The 20,130-nt window shown below is 47.9% G+C and carries 19 protein-coding genes and 1 tRNA gene; 7 read left to right on the forward strand and 13 right to left on the reverse strand.

Features of this window, described 5'->3' with window-relative positions:
- Positions 1-26: 26 nt before the first annotated feature.
- From B5M13_RS31535 to uvrA, 4 genes are read right to left on the reverse strand one after another with little or no spacing between them, the layout of a single operon-like run.
- Positions 27-1,262, reverse strand: coding sequence for a metal-dependent hydrolase family protein (locus tag B5M13_RS31535; RefSeq protein ID WP_245860116.1), 1,236 nt, complete (start codon positions 1,260-1,262; stop codon positions 27-29).
- A 31-nt stretch (positions 1,263-1,293) separates the two neighbouring features.
- Entirely contained in the window at positions 1,294-1,947 is a 654-nt protein-coding gene (locus B5M13_RS31540; protein ID WP_080059444.1) for a transposase, read from the reverse strand.
- Positions 1,948-1,968: 21 nt separating this feature from the next.
- Positions 1,969-2,361 carry a hypothetical protein gene (locus tag B5M13_RS31545; protein WP_080059445.1) on the reverse strand — a complete coding sequence of 131 codons (393 nt, stop codon included), beginning with the start codon at positions 2,359-2,361 and terminating at the stop codon, positions 1,969-1,971.
- Positions 2,362-2,408: 47 nt separating this feature from the next.
- Positions 2,409-5,288, reverse strand: a complete 2,880-nt coding sequence (uvrA, locus tag B5M13_RS31550) for an excinuclease ABC subunit UvrA (protein ID WP_080059446.1) — start codon at positions 5,286-5,288, stop codon at positions 2,409-2,411.
- A gap of 257 nt (positions 5,289-5,545) precedes the next feature.
- Between uvrA and B5M13_RS31555 the strand changes: the two genes are divergently transcribed.
- The 3 genes from B5M13_RS31555 (at position 5,546) to B5M13_RS34360 (ending at position 7,807) form a co-directional block, all read left to right on the forward strand.
- On the forward strand, positions 5,546-6,166 hold the full coding sequence (locus B5M13_RS31555) for a Uma2 family endonuclease (RefSeq protein ID WP_080059447.1): 621 nt from the start codon (positions 5,546-5,548) through the stop codon (positions 6,164-6,166).
- Between the two features lie 104 nt (positions 6,167-6,270).
- Positions 6,271-6,531: a very short patch repair endonuclease gene (locus B5M13_RS31560; protein ID WP_245859603.1), complete on the forward strand. Its 261-nt coding sequence runs from the start codon at positions 6,271-6,273 to the stop codon at positions 6,529-6,531.
- 88 nt (positions 6,532-6,619) lie between these two features.
- Positions 6,620-7,807: an HNH endonuclease gene (locus B5M13_RS34360; RefSeq protein WP_245859605.1), complete on the forward strand. Its 1,188-nt coding sequence runs from the start codon at positions 6,620-6,622 to the stop codon at positions 7,805-7,807.
- An 8-nt stretch (positions 7,808-7,815) separates the two neighbouring features.
- On the opposite strand, the gene B5M13_RS31570 is transcribed toward B5M13_RS34360, so the two are convergent.
- Positions 7,816-8,232: a hypothetical protein gene (locus tag B5M13_RS31570; protein WP_080059448.1), complete on the reverse strand. Its 417-nt coding sequence runs from the start codon at positions 8,230-8,232 to the stop codon at positions 7,816-7,818.
- Between the two features lie 370 nt (positions 8,233-8,602).
- Between B5M13_RS31570 and B5M13_RS31575 the strand changes: the two genes are divergently transcribed.
- Positions 8,603-9,652 carry a ribonucleotide-diphosphate reductase subunit beta gene (locus B5M13_RS31575; protein WP_080059449.1) on the forward strand — a complete coding sequence of 350 codons (1,050 nt, stop codon included), beginning with the start codon at positions 8,603-8,605 and terminating at the stop codon, positions 9,650-9,652.
- Between the two features lie 81 nt (positions 9,653-9,733).
- On the opposite strand, the gene B5M13_RS31580 is transcribed toward B5M13_RS31575, so the two are convergent.
- The 3 genes from B5M13_RS31580 to B5M13_RS31590 are packed head-to-tail and all read right to left on the reverse strand — an operon-like array spanning position 9,734 to position 12,367.
- Positions 9,734-10,798: a glycosyltransferase family 4 protein gene (locus B5M13_RS31580; protein WP_080059450.1), complete on the reverse strand. Its 1,065-nt coding sequence runs from the start codon at positions 10,796-10,798 to the stop codon at positions 9,734-9,736.
- Positions 10,799-10,857: 59 nt separating this feature from the next.
- On the reverse strand, positions 10,858-11,316 hold the full coding sequence (locus B5M13_RS31585) for a regulatory protein RecX (protein ID WP_080059451.1): 459 nt from the start codon (positions 11,314-11,316) through the stop codon (positions 10,858-10,860).
- A gap of 49 nt (positions 11,317-11,365) precedes the next feature.
- A complete protein-coding gene (locus tag B5M13_RS31590) occupies positions 11,366-12,367 on the reverse strand; it encodes a nucleoside hydrolase (protein WP_080060160.1) in 1,002 nt (333 codons plus the stop codon).
- Between the two features lie 198 nt (positions 12,368-12,565).
- On the opposite strand from B5M13_RS31590, the gene B5M13_RS31595 reads away from it, so the two are divergent.
- The 3 genes from B5M13_RS31595 (at position 12,566) to B5M13_RS34705 (ending at position 14,706) form a co-directional block, all read left to right on the forward strand.
- Complete coding sequence (locus B5M13_RS31595; RefSeq protein WP_080059452.1) at positions 12,566-13,738, forward strand: glutathionylspermidine synthase family protein; 1,173 nt, start codon at positions 12,566-12,568, stop codon at positions 13,736-13,738.
- Between the two features lie 368 nt (positions 13,739-14,106).
- Entirely contained in the window at positions 14,107-14,247 is a 141-nt protein-coding gene (locus B5M13_RS33665; RefSeq protein ID WP_155297367.1) for a hypothetical protein, read from the forward strand.
- Between the two features lie 36 nt (positions 14,248-14,283).
- Entirely contained in the window at positions 14,284-14,706 is a 423-nt protein-coding gene (locus B5M13_RS34705) for an integrase core domain-containing protein (RefSeq protein ID WP_080059453.1), read from the forward strand.
- Between the two features lie 68 nt (positions 14,707-14,774).
- Here the strand turns inward: B5M13_RS34705 and B5M13_RS31605 are convergent.
- From B5M13_RS31605 to B5M13_RS31625, 5 genes are all read right to left on the reverse strand, one after another.
- Positions 14,775-14,858, reverse strand: a tRNA-Leu gene (locus B5M13_RS31605).
- Between the two features lie 81 nt (positions 14,859-14,939).
- Positions 14,940-16,277 carry a dihydroorotase gene (locus tag B5M13_RS31610; protein ID WP_080059454.1) on the reverse strand — a complete coding sequence of 446 codons (1,338 nt, stop codon included), beginning with the start codon at positions 16,275-16,277 and terminating at the stop codon, positions 14,940-14,942.
- Positions 16,274-17,191, reverse strand: a complete 918-nt coding sequence (gene hemB, locus B5M13_RS31615) for a porphobilinogen synthase (RefSeq protein ID WP_245860117.1) — start codon at positions 17,189-17,191, stop codon at positions 16,274-16,276. Before hemB ends, B5M13_RS31610 begins: the two co-directional genes overlap by 4 nt.
- A 161-nt stretch (positions 17,192-17,352) precedes the next feature.
- Positions 17,353-18,063, reverse strand: a complete 711-nt coding sequence (locus B5M13_RS31620) for a response regulator transcription factor (RefSeq protein WP_080059456.1) — start codon at positions 18,061-18,063, stop codon at positions 17,353-17,355.
- A gap of 64 nt (positions 18,064-18,127) precedes the next feature.
- Positions 18,128-20,062 carry a sensor histidine kinase gene (locus tag B5M13_RS31625; RefSeq protein ID WP_080059457.1) on the reverse strand — a complete coding sequence of 645 codons (1,935 nt, stop codon included), beginning with the start codon at positions 20,060-20,062 and terminating at the stop codon, positions 18,128-18,130.
- Positions 20,063-20,130: the final 68 nt, after the last annotated feature.

The following is a 20,130-nucleotide window of genomic DNA, read 5'->3' on the forward strand; positions in this document are numbered from 1 at the left end:
CCGAAAATCAACCGTATGTTCCCCGCTCATCGCTTATAGAAAATTCCTCCCTTCATCACGGTTCGAACGCGGTGTAAATCAGTAATGGTTTTTGTAGGATCGCCCTCTACTGCTACCAGATCGGCCAGTAAGCCTGGTCGTATACGCCCTCGATCAGTTACGTGGAAAACATCGGCATTGACCGAGGTCGCTGATCGTAACACATCGACCGGCTTCATACCGTAATCGACCATCAGGTCTAGCTCGCGGGCATTATCGCCGTGACTAAAAACGCCCACATCACCCCCGGCAGCAATGGTTACACCAGCGTCCAGTGCCTGTTTGAATGTTACCCGCTTTTGTTTAAGTCGTTCTGGTTCAGGCGACTGTCCTTTTTTCCAGCCACGATACTGACTGATGGCGTCACCAGCCGCCAGCGTCGGACATAAGGCTGTGCTGTGTTGCTTCATTAGCGCAAATACCTCCGGCGTACCCGCATCGCCATGCTCGACGGTTTCGCAACCACCCAAAATAGCCCGACGCATCCCTTCGGCAGTGCTGGCGTGCGCGACAACAGCCCGACCGCTACTTTTTGCCACGTCTACGATCAATTTAATTTCATCGACGGTAAATGTTGGGCGGGCTTCGGCCATTAATCCCCAGCGATAATCGGCGTAAATTTTGATCGCATCGGCCCCTTTGCCAATCTGCCGCCGAACGGCTTTTATCAGTGCATCATGTCCGTCGGCTTCTTCAGCCCCTTGCGGAACATCAATGTCAGGACTAAATCCTTTGGGCGCATAGCTCCCTGTTGCGATAAGCGCCCGGGTAACAATGATCATTCGAGGGCCTGGAATAATACCTTGATTGATAGCCTGTTTTAGGCCAACATCGTCATACTCGGCTCCTTCGGTGCCCAGATCCCGGACGGTTGTAAACCCGGCCATCAGCGTTTTCTGGGCATGAACCGTTGCGCGGGCCGTTCGCAGAGAGCGGGCTTCTTTCAGGACCTGATCATCCCATGGGGTTTCGTTGTACGGATGCAGAAACAGGTGCGAGTGGCCCTCGATTAATCCCGGCAATAGGGTAGTTCCTTTAAGATCAATGACTTCGGCCCCTGCTGACGAGACAGACGACGCCGTTCCCACAGCCTCTATTTTATCCGCTTTTACCCGCACAACCCAGCCTTCGTGGATTGTTTCGCCATCGAATATCCGATCTGGTTTAAGGAGGTATATCTGGCCCTGCCCGAAGCTCTGACCAGCTATATTGAACAAGACCATCAACAGGCCAGGCCGGAGCGTTGTCCAGACATTATGAAACGTCATTGTATTGCGTGTATTCAGGTTTTACGTATGTCCATTTCCAGTCCTGCCAGCGCTTACAAAAGCCTGCTTTTACTGGATTCTGCAAAATATACTGAACAATTCGATTGAGTTCGTCGCGGTCGCGCACCAGCCGGTCATAATTTTTATCCTCCCAGAATTGGCCCTGTCGTTCCAGTAACTGATTACACTGCCGGGCCGAGAAACTCTTTATACTTTGCAGGATTTTCACCAATGGAAGAGCGGGTCGGCCCGATTCAGGATCAAAGAGTGAAAACGCAACATGAATATGATTGGGCATCAATGTATAGGCAATCAAGTTATACGCTTTATCATCCCAATAGTGCACACTTTGGGCAACTAATTCAGCAATGGAATCGGTCGCCAGCCATCGAGGGCCATAATCTGCCCGATCCATTACGTTGTCGTACTCGCCAAAATACATTCTTTCCAGCCGATCCAGTTCCTCCCGACTATGCCCCGGACGATTGAGTATCTGTTGTTTCTTTCCTGCATACTTATCGGCCATTCGTTCTTTTTCCGCTTGTTCAAGCGAGCCCCGAAGGCGTGTCGTAACAAAGAATGTTCCACCAAGGGGTTGCAAATGCGGCAGACCTTTGTACCAGTAGAAATCCGTATGCATAGCGTGTCAGGAATAGCTCTTTTATCGTAATCGACGCAGCAAGCCTTCACCGAAAATCAGCACGACCAGGCCTGGCAATAGAATAGCGCCCGCCCGAAAACCGGCTCCGGTCAATTTATAGATCCCGGTATTGTACTGGGTAAAACTTTGGAATAGATAATAAGCTGATCCGGCCAGCAGAACGACCAGTAAACCAATCGCCATTGGCTGGCTCAACCGCCCCGCGAGCCAGGTGATCAGAATGGCGATGCCAACCACAAGAGACACAGTTCCCAGCGCTTTCGGAAACGTTTCAATAGCGGTATAATCAAAAAAGAACACCCCAGCCTGACCAATCAGATTGGGGTGCGCCAGTAGCCAGCCGTCCAGAACGACCAGCACCAAAAGCAAAACGTAAAAGAAGGGGTAACGCATAAAGCTGTTTTCGCAGGTTGTTTTTAACGCAACGAAAATAAGGACTTTTACGTCTTACTACCTTCCAATTCCAGTTTCAAAAACTTGCCGGTATAGCTTCCTTTCACCTCAGCTACTTTTTCGGGTGTTCCCTCGGCAATGATGTTACCACCTTTGTTACCACCTTCCGGCCCGAGGTCGATGAGGTGATCCGACACTTTGATCACATCCAGATTGTGTTCGATGATCAGAACAGTATTGCCTTTATCGGCCAGTTTGTTCAATACATCGAGCAGATGAGCGATGTCCTGAAAGTGCAGGCCTGTAGTTGGTTCGTCGAGGATGTAGAGCGTTTTGCCCGTATCTTTTTTCGAGAGTTCTTCGGCCAGTTTTACGCGTTGGGCTTCGCCACCCGAGAGCGTGGTTGCATGTTGGCCAAGCGTAATGTAGCCCAACCCAACATCGTTCAGTGTCTGCACTTTACGCAGAATTTTGGGCTGACTGGCAAAGAAATCCAGCGCCTGCTCAACGGTCATATCCAGTACATCGGCAATGGATTTGCCTTTGAAGCGGACCTCCAGCGTTTCGCGGTTGAAGCGTTTGCCTTTGCAGGTTTCGCAAACAACGTGCACATCGGGCAGAAACTCCATTTCGATTTTCTTCATACCCGCCCCTTCGCAGTCTTCGCAGCGGCCACCTTTCACATTGAACGAGAACCGTCCTGGCTTATAGCCCCGAATTTTGGCTTCGGGCAGTTCGGCAAAAAGCGTCCGAATTTCGGAAAACATACCCGTATAGGTTGCCGGATTCGAGCGGGGTGTCCGACCAATAGGCGACTGGTCAACTTCAATCACTTTATCCAGATGCTCCAGTCCATCGACCGACTTAAACGGCAGCGGCTCCCGCTTCGACTTATAGAAATGGCGATTCAGTACCGGAAACAAGGTTTCGTGAATCAACGACGACTTGCCACTACCCGACACCCCCGTAATGGTTACCATTTTGCCCAGGGGTAATTTGAGCGTTACTTTTTTGAGGTTATGCCCGGTAGCCTCTTTAATAATCAGAAACTTACCATTTCCCTTACGTCGTTCGGCAGGTACATCTATAGCCCGTCGACCACTCAGATACTCAGCCGTAGTACTACCATTTTTCAAAAACTCTTCGGGGGTTCCGATGCCAACCACCTGTCCGCCATGACGACCTGCTCCCGGCCCGATATCGAGAATAAAATCGGACTCAAGCATCATGTCTTTGTCGTGTTCAACTACCAGTACGGTATTACCCAGATCACGCAGGTTTTTGAGCGAATCAATCAGTTTGACGTTGTCACGCTGGTGGAGGCCAATGCTTGGCTCGTCCATAATGTACAGTACCCCAACCAGTTGTGTGCCAATCTGCGTGGCCAGCCGAATCCGTTGGGCTTCGCCACCCGAAAGTGTACGCAGCGGACGGTCGAGCGTTAGGTAGTCCAAACCGATGTCGAGCAGGAAGCCGATGCGTTTGCGGATTTCTTTCAGAATCTCTTTAGCAATTACATTCTGGCGGTCGGTCATTCGACTTTCGACCCCATGGAACCAGGCCGTCAGTTCAGAAATGTCCATGCGGGCCAGTTCAGAAATATTTTTCTGATCGATTTTAAAGTACAGGGATTCCTTTTTCAACCGGGCACCCTGGCATTCGGGACAGGTTTTGACAACCATAAAGTCCTTCAGCCACTCCTGAATTTTATCGGTACTGTTTTCCTGCTGGCGTTTCAGGAAGTTGACAATGCCCTCGAATTTGAAGCTGTAATAATCTTCACCCGGATATTTTTTGGATGGCACCGTGGCTTCATCCTCTGTTCCATACATGAGTGCATGGAGCAGATCATCCGGGAATTTGTTGACGGGCGATGTCAGGTTGAGTTTATACTTTTTCAGAATTGCTTCAATCTCTTTGAATATCCACAGCTCCCGGTATTCGCCAAGCGGGGCAATAGCTCCCCGACTGATACTAAGCGACTTATCAGGAATAACCGATTCTTCTGTAATCTCTTCGATCACACCCAGCCCATTACAAACCGGACAGGCTCCATAGGGCGAGTTGAACGAAAAGGTATTGGGCGAGGGCTCGTCGTAACTAATGCCCGACTCAGGGTCCATCAGGTTCTGCGAGAAGTAGACCAGCGTTCCGTTGCCGTCCAGCATCTGCATTGCCCCTTTCCCCTGTCGAAGTGCCGTTTGCACGGACTGGCTCAACCGATACCGATCTTCCACTTTAGGCACCAGCCGATCAATCACGATTTCGATGTCGTGGATTTTGTAGCGGTCCAGTTGCATCTTGGGGGCAATATCCTGCACCACCCCATCGACCCGCACTTTGGTATAGCCCGTTTTGGCAATCTGCACAAATAGCTCCCGGTAATGCCCTTTGCGTCCTTTAATAATGGGCGACAGCAAGGTCAACTTTTGTCCGGCGTATTGCTCCAGAATGGTATCGATAATCTGGTCCTGCGATTGCCGCTCCATTTTACGACCCGTTACGTACGAGAACGCTTCGCCAGCGCGGGCGTACAGCAGTCGCAAAAAGTCGTAAATCTCGGTTGTGGTGCCGACCGTCGAGCGCGGGTTTTTGGAGGTTGTTTTCTGTTCAATGGAAATTACCGGACTCAGCCCGTTGATCTTGTCCACATCGGGGCGTTCCATATCGCCAATGAACGAGCGGGCATAGGCCGAAAAGCTCTCCATATACCGCCGTTGGCCTTCGGCATAAATGGTATCGAAGGCCAGCGACGACTTGCCGCTTCCGCTGATACCCGTCACAACCACCAGCTTATTGCGGGGAATGGTAACGTCAATATTTTTCAGGTTGTGTTCGCGGGCACCCAGCACTTCAATCTGGTCGTAGCCCGTCAAATCAATATCAGTAAGCCCGGATGGCTGGTTCAGTGTTTGTTGTTCTGTCACGTTGGGGTTGGATCGCCGAAGCGGTGGCTTATTCTAAAGAACAACGTAAAACAGGCGGGGGTAGTTTCCCAATATCATGGTAGAGACGCAATCCTTTGCGTCTCATTGGCGTCAGCAATAATCTGCCCCTGAATCACTATGCTTTTACTGAATTATGACTAATTGTATGCATCTACGTCTGATATGAAATCTTTTGCTGACGCACAGGAGACGCGAAGGGTCGCGTCTCTACAATACAAATTACCTATCTTTGACGTATGGCTATAGCCTACGATACCCCCCACCGACCGCTTCCCAAACCCCGGCGCAAAATTCCGGAAAACCTGATTTACGAAATCATGGATGGTAAGCCCATCTATCGAAAAGGCTATCGGGATGTATTATCGGGCAAAAAAACACGTGAAGAAATTAGGGGTGCCAGCACTTTGCAATCAGTTATTGTTTCTTATTTGGTTATTCTGATCGGAAAGTTCATTGACGATGATGCCTACTTCGTCCTGACGGGCGAGCCGGGTGTGCACCTGGATCACCGGAATAATCTGGCCAACGATATTGCTATTTATGATCAAACAGTACTGACTCCCGACAAGATTTCGAAAAAGTATGCAACCGTTCCACCTCAGATTGCAATTGAGGTTGATATTGAAGCTGATACGGCCGAGATGACCGAAAATGGGTATATCTATAAAAAGACCCGTAAACTGTTTGAATTTGGTGTTCAGAAAATCATTTGGGTGCTAACCGATCCACAAGTCGTATTGATAGCCACTCCCGACCGCACCGAAACCGTAAACTGGGACAGAGATATAGAAATTATGGATGGACACGTATTCAACATCGCTGCTTATCTGATAAAGAAGGGCATCCAGATCGATTAAAACCAATCCCCGAAAATAGTATTTAGGCAACAGAGCTCAATCTTTAAGACAAATCAGGATAATCAGTGTTTTTGTATAAACTACATTCATCAAAATATCTGATTATGGCTGACGTACATACACCCGCTCAACGCAGCTATAACATGAGCCGCGTGCGAAGCAAAGACACGAAGCCCGAACTAATCGTCCGCAAATTTCTCCACGCCCACGGTTTCCGGTATCGGCTACACGATAAAAACCTGCCCGGCAAGCCCGATATACTACTGCCCAAATACAAAACAGTAATATTTGTTCATGGCTGTTTTTATCATGGCCATGAGGGATGCCGCTATTTTGTTGTACCTAAGACAAGAACAGATTGGTGATTTAATGAAGCTAAAATTGTAGCTACTTTTTCAGAGGAATAATAGATATATTTGACTAAGTTCATACTTGAATCTACTTCCTCTTTCAATGCACATTTCCTTCGATTTATTAAAGATAGGTGAATCATATTCCCGCGTTTTTTTGGCGGAAATCTGGGGTTATGCCGCTTATCAGGCCCTAGCTCGTGGTGTAGTGACCCCCAAAGGAGTCTCAAAGATTATTCTATTCGTCACTTCAAAGAAACAGGAATCATCAACACAGTATAGTGATAAGTTAATCAATGAATACCTACATTGGGAAGGGCCTAATGACCATTTCGCGGAGACAAGGATGGTTAATGCCAGATATAATGGTGAGGAAATTCATTTATTTTTTAGAACTATTCACCACTCTAACTTTACTTATTTTGGTAAAATTGAAGTGGTAGATGTAGAATTAGAAATAAACCGGCCAAGTAGATTTATATTTCATTTAAATGATTACTATTCCAATATTGTGAATGAAACAATTTCAGAATATTGGAGCCGACGTCAATTGCTTACCGTTTTTAATTTATATTTAAAACTACAATCTCGAAACTTTAGCCCTGATAATCCTGATATTATATACTTATCTAAGCTGATAGGAAAAAGTGTTAATTCTATCGCTATTCGCTTGAACAACCTTGCCTACATTGATCCTTACAATAATCAGCACGGTATAGTTGGCCTTGAGGAAGGTGCTGATCAAATACAATCTATATGGAATGAATTCGCTGGCAGCCAGGAAGAACTGGTTTTCGAAAGTGAGCGCATTCTGGCCGAGTATCAGCACAAAACAATTGACGACATTCATCCCGAGATTGTGTTCGATTTCAAGAACCTAAAAGGCGAGGTTAAAGAACGCTTAGTTAAAACACGGGTTAACCAAAGCGTTTTCCGTCAGATGATCCTGAAAACCTACGAAAGCCGTTGCGCTATTTCGGGTATCGACCTGCCTGATTTACTCGTAGCTGGACACATTAAGCCGTGGGCCGAAGATGAACATAATCGCTTAAATCCCGAAAATGGCGTTTGCCTATCAAACCTCTACGACCGAGCCTATGAGAAGGGCTTGATTTGCATCGACACGGAGTATAAATTGCTTATCTCGAAGCGGCTTAAAGCTGAGACAAATAAAGAGTTCTATCAACGCTTCTTTGGCGAGTTCGAATACAAGCCAATTCGCGTACCTAAAACGTACCAGCCTAAAAAGGAGTTTTTGGAATACAGATTAGAGCGGTTTGATAAGTCTTAATATCAGTTTTAAGACCGCTCCTCATACTTATAGAACTCAGCATTCACAAAATCATCATAATCTTCCACTTCTATTTTGTATTTCACATTTGCCAGTAAGTACAATTGACGTTTTTTTCTACTAAGCTTGATAAAAATCTTTTGTTCAGAGGGGTGCATCTTAAGAAACACTCTTCTTTCTCCTAAGCTTAGTCTAGTAAACGCTTTTCGTTGGGTTTCAGACATATACCAGTAGGCAATATTAAAATAGTCATCTTCACTGTCTATAAAACGGTGACTGCTTTCCTCGGAAGCACAATCATAAAAAGCACCTTTAAAATTAGTATGGCGAAAATCGCCAATAATCAATCCGATACTTCCACAGATTTCACAGTGAGGGTGATAATCAGGAATTGAGTTATAATTAATGAGTTCAGGCAGTTTCATACAATCACCTTTTAATCAAAAATAACCTTTTCGTCTAAATATGCTATAAAAATCTTGCACCCAAGGAGAACCTTCACCTTCTGATCAAGAATAGGCATCTGAAAATTTATATCGTAAAAACGAAACCGTTGATGTAACTCCCTTTTGACAGCACTATTCCAAGAACTTCTGAAGCTGCACAAATAATAAACTACTGATTATCTTATAGTTACAATAGATTGCCATTTGTCTAATGCCGGGTACTGACGGTGGTCATCTTGCAGAAGCGGGCAGATTCTTTAACTTTGTTAACCCGAAATTAACACGTCTATATTCACAAAGCCCACTTACTTCAGCCGGGCTTTATACATAAAACCGCACATCCGTTATCATGACACAGACCGATGCAATTGAACCGATTTTAGAAGAAGACAAAGGCCGATTTGTACTATTCCCCATCAAACACTGGGACATTTGGGAATTCTATAAAACCCACGAAGCGTCGTTCTGGACAGCCGAAGAAATCGACCTCGGTCAGGATATGAAGGACTGGAATAGCCTGAACGACAACGAACGGCATTTCATTTCACATGTACTGGCCTTCTTTGCGGCATCGGATGGTATCGTCAATGAAAATCTGGCGGTGAATTTCCTGTCGGAAGTGCAGTATGCCGAAGCCAAGTGTTTCTACGGCTTTCAGGTGATGATGGAGAATATTCACTCCGAAACCTATTCGCTGCTGATCGATACGTATATCAAAGATGCTGCGGAGAAAGATCGGCTGCTGAATGCCATCGATACCATTCCCTGTGTGCAGAAAAAAGCCGAATGGGCGCTACGCTGGATTGAAAATGGCTCATTTGCCGAGCGTCTGATTGCCTTCGCGGCTGTTGAGGGAATTTTCTTCTCGGGTTCGTTCTGCTCGATTTACTGGCTCAAAAAACGGGGGCTGATGCCAGGACTAACGTTCTCAAACGAACTAATTTCACGCGATGAAGGGCTGCACCGCGACTTTGCCTGTATGCTCTATACCGATCATATTGTCCACAAAATGCCTGAATCGCAGGTGTACGACATTATTCGCAACGCGGTCGAAATTGAGCAGGAGTTTGTAGCCGATGCCTTGCCCGTATCGCTGATTGGGATGAATGCCGATCTAATGAAGCAGTACATTGCCTTTGTCGCCGACCACCTGCTGGTTACGCTGGGCCTTCGGAAACTTTACAACGTAGCGAATCCCTTCGATTTCATGGATATGATTTCGCTACAGGGTAAAACCAATTTCTTTGAGAAACGAGTTGGCGAATACCAGCGTGGTGAAGTGATGGCGAAGTTCAAAGCAGCAAAAGCGGCTTCTCAAAATCCGCAGGATGCCGAAAACCCAACGCCAGTTCCTGTAGTTGAAGAGCCCAAAGGCATTACGTTCGACGCTGATTTTTAGCAGATTAATAGGATCCTGACTAAACGAAAACGTCCCTGCAAGAACTGTAGGGACGTTTTCGTTTAGTCAGGATGCACTTTCCTAAAGTTTTACCTGATCAAAAACCTGTTGATAGAGCTGCCAGTATTCAGCCGCTGCGGCTTCCCAACTGAATTTCTGGCTTTGTAGCCGCAAACGTTCAGCCATAGTAGGGTCTTGTCGATAGGTTTTCATACCGTTTTGAAAGGTTTCAATTACCGATTTGGCATCGAAGGCAGGAAAATAAAACGCTTCGTCGCCCCCTACTTCGGGTAAACTGGTCAGGGCTGAGCTAAAGACAGGCTTACCAAACGACATGGCTTCAATAACCGGAATGCCAAATCCTTCCATTAGCGATGGAAACAAAAAAGCCTCACAGTTTGCGTAATACCACCATTTTGTCGATTCAGCCACCGGGCCAGGCATCAATAGGCGATCGGCAACGCCCAACTGCCGAGCCTGCTCCCAAATCTGCTGGCTGTATTCGGGTTTATCGGGCCCGGCCAGCACCAGCCAATGATCGGGATTAGCCACCAGCAGGGGTAGCATGGTATGCACATTCTTATAAGCCTGCAACATACCGATAAAGAACAGGAATGGGCCACCGGGCTTTGATTCAGGTGTAGCCATTGATACTGTTTCCGGCATATCGACACCACAATAGATAGCCTGCACAGGGGTGCTATGCGGTACAACCAATTGGTTTCGAACGTCCTGTGCTACATATTTCGAAATGGTTGTGATAACCGTAGCCTGATTTACACGAGCCTGGTATTGTTTTTTCTTCCGGGCTTTTCGATCGGGCGAGTACTGAGCAAGGGAAAGGTAGTTCAGATCAAGGACCGTGTATACAAACCGCGCCCGACGTCGTGGAAAAAATCGTGATCCCTGATGCGGGCAGTGCCAAACATCGAAGTTCCAGTTCCGCCAGACGCGCTTCCACTTCGAGGCTACCATGTACTTCACCGAGGGCCCGAAAATACCCACCTGTTCTTTTGACACCAGAAACGTCATATCCCAGCTAGCCGGTTTTTGCCGCACCAATTCGCGGCCTAAGTGCAGGCAAAGTTGACCCAGACCACTATTCAGGTTGGCCATTTGGTCGGTTTCCAGGAACAAACGCGGCATAGGCAGGGGCTAATTGAGCCGTAAAATTAGCCTCTTTCCGGAAACTGCTAAACGAACCGTTAATCTTCACGCCCCAATAAGGCAAAAACCAGGTCGGATTCATACCCTTTACTCAGGGCAAACCGAACAAGTTTCTGCTTGATAACCAAGGGGTTTTCGTCGCGGAGGCTCCGTCGCTTTTTATCCAGCAATTCTTTGAGCGTTTCCTGATAATCGTCGGGTTCTATTTCGTTCATGGCCTGATCGAGGTTGTAACCCGAAATACCACGCTGTTGTAAATGCTGCCTGATTTTACGTCGCCCCCATCCTTTGACCCGGAATTTTCCACCCGCAAATGCCTTCGCAAACCGTTCTTCGTTCAGGTAATTCTGCTGAATAAGTTCAGCAATCACTTCTTCAGCATCATCGCCCAAAACACCCCATTCTTTCAGACGGTCGCGAACTTCCTGCTGGGTGCGCTCCTGGTAGGCACAAAACATGGCCGCTTTCTGTAGGGCGTCTTTTAACAGATCTGTCATTGGTTACGTAACGCGGGCAGAAACCCACTAGTTTATTCGTCGCGGAGTTTTACCGTTTCTTCGGCTGGTGCTGCATCAACTCATTGATCAACGCTTCTACCGCTGCTACTGGCATTTTTTCTACCAGATGCTCATGGCCCTTACCAGTACTATCCCAGCCGTTTGACCCATCATCGTTCATCGTTAAGCGCCCGGTTTCAATGGTATAATAGGGTGCGTAGCCCTTCACGCCCACCAGAACCGCAGTCTGGTCCCAGCTCATACGCCCGTTCTTATCTTCCTCTGCTTTGGGCAATGAAATTCGGAATACGTCTTTTACGGGACTATGCTGAATTTTATTGTTTTGCACAAGTGGCAGCCCTGAGTGTATCTTCTGACCTATTTCAAACCCACTCATCAACACAGGCGTTGGCCAGTTGGCAAAAAAGAGTTTAGACGCGGGCGTATCCCGGAATACATTATACTCCCGGCCTTTCGGAAACTTACCAGCCATACTCACCACTTTTTTAATTTTCTGCATGGCCAGTTCCCGCCCTGATAATTTCGAATACTGGTCAGGCTTACTGTTCAGCAAATTAGCCAGATTCGTCAGAAAGCCAACTGTAATCACAGTAACACTATGATCGGGCTGTTTGGCCAGAATCTGTCGGTAAAGGGCAATGGCGTCGGGCACTTCCGTATTGGCCATAACCTGATGCGGATACCGGGCCACAATCGTATCGGACCAATGCTGGGTATCTTTATCACTGACAGCCTCGCCTTTCGGTACGCCAATCGGAATGTTTGGGCGGTTAAAATAGGTGTTCAATACACTTAACACCTGGGTTACTTTCGGGTAGTTTGTCGAGGCAATGGTAGCCAGAATAGTAGCCTCTCCGGCATCGGCAAAGGCATGAAGAAGGGTTATTGCGCCCACATCATCATAATCAGGTCCCATATCGGTATCGAAAATAATCGAAACGGGTGGCTGCTTTCTGGCCGATTGTCCAGCAACCGGACCGATTGTCAGGGCCAGGAGCACGCTAGCTAAAAATAAAGAGATTCGGGTCATAAGAATAAGCGACATTTACAAACATATAGGGTTCAGTGTCTGGCCTTCGGCTTATGGTTTACGGTGGCTAACACGAAAGCTAGTTGGCGTGAGCCACCGTAAACCATAAGCCGAAGGCCAGAAATTGTAAACGAATTACGGCTTGTTTTGGCAAAACTGTAACACCATAAGCTATTATATTTTCTAAACCAGAAACTGATGATTTCGCTACGCTCACTTGCTATTTCTCCGATCACTCAACTCCGCAACCTCGGCTGGAACTGGATGCTCGGACAGGATACATTATCTTATTTGACCAACGAAGTCGTACAGATCCAGCCGGCTGAAGCTGATGCTTACTACGACGCAGCCAATGAACTATTTGAGATGTTTGTAGCGGCTGGTCAACATATTATCGACGAAAATCGCTTTGCGGAAGTAGGCATTCCGGCCAATCTGGTCGAACTCATCAAACTTTCGTGGGATGATGATCGTCATATTCACCTCTACGGCCGCTTCGATCTGGCCGGGGGGATTGATGGGCAACCGATCAAACTGATTGAATTCAACGCCGATACAGCTACTTGCCTGCCCGAAACCGCTATTGTTCAGTATGCCCATCTGAAGGCCAACAACCTGGACGAAAGTCAGCAGTTCAATGCCGTATTTGAAACGCTTACCAGCCAGTTCGAGGAGCTTTTGGCTGTCAATCCTGACCTTCAGCCTACCTTGCTTTTGTCAGCAATGCGTGGCTATCCTGAAGATGATACGAATGTAGCCCTAATTGGTGAAGCTGCCCGAGAAGCAGGTTTCGAGATCGAATTCGACTTTGTCGATAATGTAGAGTTCTCCGCCGAGGAAGGCATTTTCTGGCAAAATCCGAAAAACGGTCAATTTGAAAAATTAGATTTCTGGTTCAAGCTGGTTCCGTGGGAAGCTATAGCCGAAGACGAGCCTGAACTAGTACAGATACTAACCGAGATTGTTCGGAACCGCCTGGCCGTCGTCCTAAATCCTGCTTATACTTTACTCTTTCAGTCGAAATACATTCTGAAAATACTCTGGGAGCTTTACCCTAATCATCCGTTGCTACTTGAAACCGATACAAAACCATTGCCCGGCAAAGCCTGTGTCGAAAAGGTAGTGTTCGGCAGAGAAGGGGCCAACACGCGGATTTTGAACGCGAATGGCACTGAGCGTCTGGCAACTGACGGCGACTACTGCGACTATGCTAAAATTTATCAGCAGTATGTGGCTTTTCCACAGGATTCAGCCGGCAACACCTATCAGGCTGGTGTCTTTTATGCTGGCGAAGGCTGTGGCCTGGGATTCCGGCGTGGCGCGTTGATTCTTGATAATACGGCTGGATTTGTTGGTCATATGATTCCATAATATACATATAATCAGACTAATTAACTCAAGTTGCATGAGGCAACTGTACGTCGTCAACTGAAAGTGGAAAAAAGGGGTGGGAATGGGAAGAGACAATTCAGTAATCGCACGGGCGACCCCGTTGTTTCACCTAAATCACCTTGGTTATGTCCAATTCAACCAAAAAAGCCTCTTCTAACCATTCCAAAACGGCTCAAGCCCCTTCCTTTGAGCGAAAACCAGCCCTATCCATTATCAAAAGACATTCAGCGCCAGGCTCGTCGGCAGTATCAAGCACTGGGGCTGGTATTATCTCTCAACGGTGTTAGATGACTACTCGCGCTATATTTTAGCCTGGGATCGGACTGCCGACGCAGCTATGTCCTGGTATGCAGGCGACAGCTGTGGAGCGAACCGTACAAGCCGCTCTGAAAGCGAGTAGCCTGAAAAGTGGTCAGCGACCTCGTATGCTGTCCGACAATGGGTCGGCTTATGTGTCTCGGTATCTGAAGGATTATCTGAAAGGGTAAAGCATCAATCATATTCGCAGTGCTCCGTTTCATCTTATGACCCAAGGAAAGATCGAACGTTACCATCGCTCGATGAAGAACGTTCTGTTGTTGGAACACTACTACAGTCCGGATGAACTAAGAACTCGCCTTACGGAGTGTGTAGACTATAATAATCATCAACGGTACCATGAATCACTGGACAACGTACGGCCAGCCGATGCTTACTGGTGCCGCCAGGATCAGATCTTGGCCGAACGGCAAAAAACGAAGCAGCTAAGTTTGTCTCAACGCCGGAAAAGCGGCCCACCGCAGTGGTCATATTTTTCAGCGAGCCCAGAGTGGCTAAAACCATCTCTTCTCTTTTCACCCGCATCTGTACACTTTTACTTGACGACGTACAGTCGGATCATTCAACAGCTAAACCACACAAATTGTATAGAAGCCGTTTTGACCTTGATCCTATTATTTTCAGTTTAAATCCGTCCCCTAGTACAAAAGCAAAAGCCGCAACCAACTGATTTACAATTGATTGCGGCTAGTTTATGTGCCGAAGGCGAGACTCGAACTCGCATGTCCGTAAAGACACACGCCCCTGAAACGTGCGTGTCTACCAATTTCACCACTTCGGCAGCGCGTTCCCCGTGTTGGGATTGCAAAGATAGGGTTTACGCACAACACAACACAAGATTTTTTTCAGGATTTTTTCAAACCTATCGCGCAAACGCCAGTCGCTGGCCGGGTCGATCAGAGCAGAAGGCGCCATTCTGGTAGACCAGCTCACCCGAAACAATTGTGTGTGTTACCGAAGCCCCAAACATATACCCCTCCAACGGCGACCAGCCACACTGGTAATAAAGCCCTGATTCTGACACCGTTGTTGGCTGGCTTATATCAACCAGTACTAAATCGGCCCAGTAGCCTTCCCGGACATAGCCTCGTCGGTCGATCTGGAAACAATCGGCTGGGGCATGGCTCATTTTACGCACTACGGTTTCGATGGACAGTTTACCCTGTTTCACAAAATCGAGCATCAGCAGAAGCGGGTGCTGCACCAGCGGTAAGCCCGATGGAGCCTGCCAGTACGATTGCTGCTTTTCGTCCCAGGTATGTGGCGCGTGGTCGGTGGCAATAATATCCAGCCGATCATCGAGCAGGGCCGTCAGTAACGCTTCCTTATGATGCGGTGCTTTAATGGCCGGATTGCATTTGATGAGGTTACCCAGCCGGGCGTAATCGCGGCTATCGAACCACAGATGATGCACACACACTTCGGACGTTATCCGCTTTTCGGTTAAGGGTATTGAGTTATCAAACAAGGCCAGTTCATCGGCTGTCGAGATGTGTAGAATATGCAGTCGGGCGTTGTGCCGACGCGCCAGATCAACCGCCAGCGATGACGACTTCAGACAAGCTTCCTCATTTCGAATCAGTGGATGCAATTCGGCAGTAGCGCGGTCGCCGTATTCAGCCCGGTATCGTTCCGTATTGGCGCGAACGGTAGCTTCATCTTCGCAATGGGTGGCAATCAGCATCGGGCTTTGCCGGAAGAGTGCTTCCAGAATCTGCTCATTGTCGACCAGCATATTACCCGTCGATGAGCCCATAAATACTTTTATGCCGCAGACTGTTTGGGGATCGGTACGCAACACCTCATCAAGATTGGTATTCGACGCCCCCATAAAAAAGGAGTAATTTGCCAGCGATGTTTGAGCCGCAATCGCATATTTATCGGCCAGTAGTTCCTGTGTTAGTGCATTGGGAACGGTGTTAGGCATTTCCATAAAACTGGTCACACCACCCGCTACAGCCGCCCGTGCTTCGGAACCAATGGTTGCTTTATGGGTAAGGCCGGGTTCCCGAAAATGCACCTGATCGTCGATAACACCGGGCAACAGATACTGCCCGGCCGCGTCGATCACCTGATCGACTGTTGCATCAGACAAACCGGATTTGATTTGCGCAATAAAGCCATTTTCAACTAATACATCCGTTTCTACCATCTGCCCTTCGTTGACTAATCGGGCGTTCCGGATCAGCAGGTTACTCATAAAAGTCGGGCGGCTTCTTTAGTGAAATAGGTTAAAATTACGTTGGCACCCGCCCGTTTGATGGACAGCAACACCTCCATCATGGCCCGTTCGCCATCGAGCCAGCCGTTCTTGGCCGCCGACTTAATCATGGCGTATTCGCCACTGACGTTGTAGGCCGCAATGGGCAGATGAAAATTATCATTCAGCAATTTGATCACATCCAGATACGCCAAAGCAGGTTTCACCATCAGAAAATCCGCTCCTTCATCATAGTCCAGCTGCGCTTCAATGAGGGCTTCGCGGCTGTTGGCAGGGTTCATCTGGTAAGTTTTCTTATCCCCGAATTTGGGAGCTGAATCGAGCGCATCGCGGAAAGGTCCGTAAAATGCACTGGCATATTTGGCAGCATACGACATAATGGCGACATCATGGTAGCCAGCTTCGTCGAGCACCTGCCGGATGTGCCCTACGCGTCCATCCATCATATCCGATGGCCCGAGAATGTTCGCTCCGGCCTGGGCCTGTGCCAGCGCCATTTTGCCCAGTACTTCGAGGGTAGGGTCGTTCAGAATTTTGCCATTTTCAACAACGCCATCGTGCCCATCCGAACTGTAGGGGTCCATAGCCACATCGGTCATGACCATCACATCCGGGAACCGCTCCTTAACAGCACGAACCGCCTGCAAATACAGCCCATCCGGGTTATAGCTTTCGGTGGCGTATTTATCTTTCTTCGATTCGGGCAGATTGGGGAACAAATCGAATGTCTTAATGCCGAGATCGACGCACTCCTGAATTTCTTCGAGCAGTAAATCGAGTGATAGCCGATAGATTCCCGGCATCGAAGCCACTTCGGAGCGAACATTCTGACCCTCCATCACAAATAGCGGGAGGATAAAATCGGTAACCGACAAGCGGGTTTCCTGCACCATATCACGAATCACAGCAGACTGGCGATTCCGGCGAGGACGACGAATTAAATTTGCCAAAGTTGTAAAGTTATACCTGTTATAAAGTTGTAGAGTTTGTGAAAGTATCCGTCTCGACGAGATCCGAAACTTCATAACGTTCCAACCATGCAACTCTATAACTTCTAAACGATCAATTTAAATCCTTCTCCATGCACGTTTACCAGTTGTACGGAAGGGTCTTCCTTAAGGTACTTCCGCAGTTTGGTCACGTACACGTCCATGCTTCGGGCATTGAAGTACGAATCATCACCCCAAACCATTTTCAGGGCAAAGCTACGACTCACTGGCTGATTGAGGTTCTGTGCCAGCAATTTTAATAACTCCGATTCTTTACTGGTTAGTTTCTGCGGCTGTGATTCGGCGTCGTTGGCCGACGAGCCATTTTCGGCCCTGGAAAGCAGCTGATGTGGATAATCAAATGAAAATGAGCCGATTTTATACACCGTTGGCTCACCTAAATCGGTTGACCGCTGATACCGACGAAGAATGGCCTGAATCCGTAGAAGCAGTTCTTCCATACTAAACGGCTTGGTGATGTAGTCATCAGCTCCTACCTTAAACCCCTGGATGGTATCTTCCTGCATGGATTTGGCCGTCAGAAAAATAATGGGCACGTCGCGATTGGCCATTCTGACTTCCTTCGCCAAAGTGAACCCATCTTTTTTGGGCATCATCACGTCGAAAATGCATAGGTCGTAATTACTGGCCATAAATCGCTGTAAGCCCTGATTCCCGTCGGTAGCCCGATCGGTGGCATAGCCTTTCATGGTCAGGTATTCCTGTACTAACTGCCCCAGATTGGGGTCATCTTCAACAAGTAGGATATTTGGCATAGATGTAAAGAGCGAAAGAGCGAAAGAGCGAAAGAGCGTATTTTTTGCCGGAGAGCACACCCTTTCAATCTTTCACTCTTTCACTCAATGTATAAGGTATAATAACTTCGAATGAACTGCCTTCGCCCGGCTGGCTTTCGACCATAATCTGGCCGTGGTGTTGATCAACTATTTTCTTCACATAACTCAGGCCAAGCCCGAAGCCTTTGACATCGTGCAGGTTACCAGTTGGTACGCGATAAAATTTCTCAAAAATACGACTGGTCTGCTCTTTGGTCATGCCTAAGCCGTGGTCCGCAACTGTTATACTGACTCCTTCTGGAAGGCTACGCGTTGTCAGGGTAATATGTGGCGTATTGGGCGAATATTTCAGGGCATTATCCAATAAGTTGTAGACGATGTTGGTCAGGTGCAGTTCGTCAGCTTCAACCACTTCCCGGTCAGCATCGAAGTTCAGGTCAACTTCGCCCCCACGCTGTTCGATTTGCAGGCTTAAATTATTCAGCACCTTTTCAATAACATCGTGGACATTGACCGACGACAGATTAAGTTTAATTTCACCCCGATCAAGCAAGGCCATTTGGAGTACTTTTTCGACATGGGAGCCAAGTCGGCGGGTTTCGTCGCGGATGATGCCCATGTAGCGTGTCAGTCTTGCATCAAGCTGTTCGGTCCGTTCCTGCACATCTTCACGAATAGGCTCACTTACTTCATGAACTGTAGCTAGTGCTGGCTGCGAATGACCTTCGATCCGTAGCTGTTCCTGCGCCATTTCGACGGCCAGTGAGATGGTCGAGATCGGCGTTTTGAACTCATGGGTCATGTTGTTGATAAAGTCATTCTTAATGTCGGCCAGTTTCTTTTGCCGCATAATGGTGTTGATGGCAATGTAAAAACAAGCCAGAATGACCAGAATCAAGACTACCGAAGCCCCAAACGTGAATCCCAGCCGACTTAAAATAAACTGTTGCTGTGTCGGGAAATAAACGTAAACATAATTGTCCTTTTCGAGCAGGTTATTCGGAAACAAGGCTGCTTTATACCCTTCGGCATCAAACTGTTGCGTGCCCATCCCCAACGATGTAAACAGGAATTTAGGTTGCTGCCCCGTCCGAACGGCATAGGCAAATGGGATACTTATACCCCGTTCGTCCAACGCCTGACGGATCAGCGTGTCGAGTGCCAGTCGGTTGATACGGTCTTCAATCGGGCGATCGGACATAAGCAACCCTTTGAGCATATCCTTAATTCGATGCGACTGTTCTTCGGCCTTATTCATACTCATACTGGCCGGACGCGTCGCCACATTGGAGCCGACTGAAGCTACCGTATGATCTGTGTGATCTGATTTGACTTTATTCTGCGCCCGACGCAACTGTTTTTTGGCAGCTCTATTCAATGAGTCCTGAATAGCCAGTAGTTCATTGCTCAGCACATTTTCGACCCAGTGGTCGAATTTCTGCTGCTGAATCATCTGCGTTTGCCAGTCACCAACCGCCATGAGTTCGTCCTGCTGCCGAACAAACTCCTCAACAACTGCCATTTGCTCTGGCGAAAGCGGTCGAACAATCGGGTGTAAAATATCTGACTGGACAACAACAGATCCTGTTGGGGTCATACCAGCCGACAGCATTGGGTCTGTATTAGCCCGTTTTCCCGGCGTATGTTTCAACGATTTGGCCTGCGCCAAAGGCGCCGACTTACCAACTGACGTTTGATGGGTGGCGATCTCTTCCTGGGCTGGCTTACTTTCTTTTTTGGCAATGGCCTTTAACCGACTTTGTTGTTCACGGGCCTGCATATGCTGCCTGGTCAAATACGCAATTTCCTGCCGTTCCAGCGTTCGGACTACTTCCTGAAGCGCATCGGTAACTTTATAGGCAAACTGCTCTTTCTGCAATTGGAGCGCACTCCCTATCCAGTAGAGCTGTAGCCCCACCAGACCCAACAGCCCGATGGCCATCAGCGCAACAATCCAGCGTATGCGTTGTTTCGACATTTTTTTACTCGCTCATGCAACCTTAATCCTGCTTTTATATCTATTAGGAACAGGTCGTGTCAATAGTA

Source organism: Spirosoma aerolatum, from assembly GCF_002056795.1.
GTDB classification, from domain to species: Bacteria; Bacteroidota; Bacteroidia; order Cytophagales; family Spirosomataceae; genus Spirosoma; species Spirosoma aerolatum.

Coding starts and splice junctions, on each gene's coding strand:
- B5M13_RS31535 (WP_245860116.1), bottom strand. CDS start 1,262: ATGGTCTTGTTCAATATAGCTGGTCAGAGCTTCGGGCAGGGCCAGATA.
- B5M13_RS31540 (WP_080059444.1), bottom strand. CDS start 1,947: ATGCATACGGATTTCTACTGGTACAAAGGTCTGCCGCATTTGCAACCC.
- B5M13_RS31545 (WP_080059445.1), bottom strand. CDS start 2,361: ATGCGTTACCCCTTCTTTTACGTTTTGCTTTTGGTGCTGGTCGTTCTG.
- B5M13_RS31555 (WP_080059447.1), top strand. CDS start 5,546: ATGGCTATAGCCTACGATACCCCCCACCGACCGCTTCCCAAACCCCGG.
- B5M13_RS31560 (WP_245859603.1), top strand. CDS start 6,271: ATGGCTGACGTACATACACCCGCTCAACGCAGCTATAACATGAGCCGC.
- B5M13_RS34360 (WP_245859605.1), top strand. CDS start 6,620: ATGCACATTTCCTTCGATTTATTAAAGATAGGTGAATCATATTCCCGC.
- B5M13_RS31570 (WP_080059448.1), bottom strand. CDS start 8,232: ATGAAACTGCCTGAACTCATTAATTATAACTCAATTCCTGATTATCAC.
- B5M13_RS31575 (WP_080059449.1), top strand. CDS start 8,603: ATGACACAGACCGATGCAATTGAACCGATTTTAGAAGAAGACAAAGGC.
- B5M13_RS31580 (WP_080059450.1), bottom strand. CDS start 10,798: ATGCCGCGTTTGTTCCTGGAAACCGACCAAATGGCCAACCTGAATAGT.
- B5M13_RS31585 (WP_080059451.1), bottom strand. CDS start 11,316: ATGACAGATCTGTTAAAAGACGCCCTACAGAAAGCGGCCATGTTTTGT.
- B5M13_RS31590 (WP_080060160.1), bottom strand. CDS start 12,367: ATGACCCGAATCTCTTTATTTTTAGCTAGCGTGCTCCTGGCCCTGACA.
- B5M13_RS31595 (WP_080059452.1), top strand. CDS start 12,566: ATGATTTCGCTACGCTCACTTGCTATTTCTCCGATCACTCAACTCCGC.
- B5M13_RS33665 (WP_155297367.1), top strand. CDS start 14,107: ATGCAGGCGACAGCTGTGGAGCGAACCGTACAAGCCGCTCTGAAAGCG.
- B5M13_RS34705 (WP_080059453.1), top strand. CDS start 14,284: ATGACCCAAGGAAAGATCGAACGTTACCATCGCTCGATGAAGAACGTT.
- B5M13_RS31610 (WP_080059454.1), bottom strand. CDS start 16,277: ATGAGTAACCTGCTGATCCGGAACGCCCGATTAGTCAACGAAGGGCAG.
- hemB (WP_245860117.1), bottom strand. CDS start 17,191: ATGGTGCAGGAAACCCGCTTGTCGGTTACCGATTTTATCCTCCCGCTA.
- B5M13_RS31620 (WP_080059456.1), bottom strand. CDS start 18,063: ATGCCAAATATCCTACTTGTTGAAGATGACCCCAATCTGGGGCAGTTA.
- B5M13_RS31625 (WP_080059457.1), bottom strand. CDS start 20,062: ATGTCGAAACAACGCATACGCTGGATTGTTGCGCTGATGGCCATCGGG.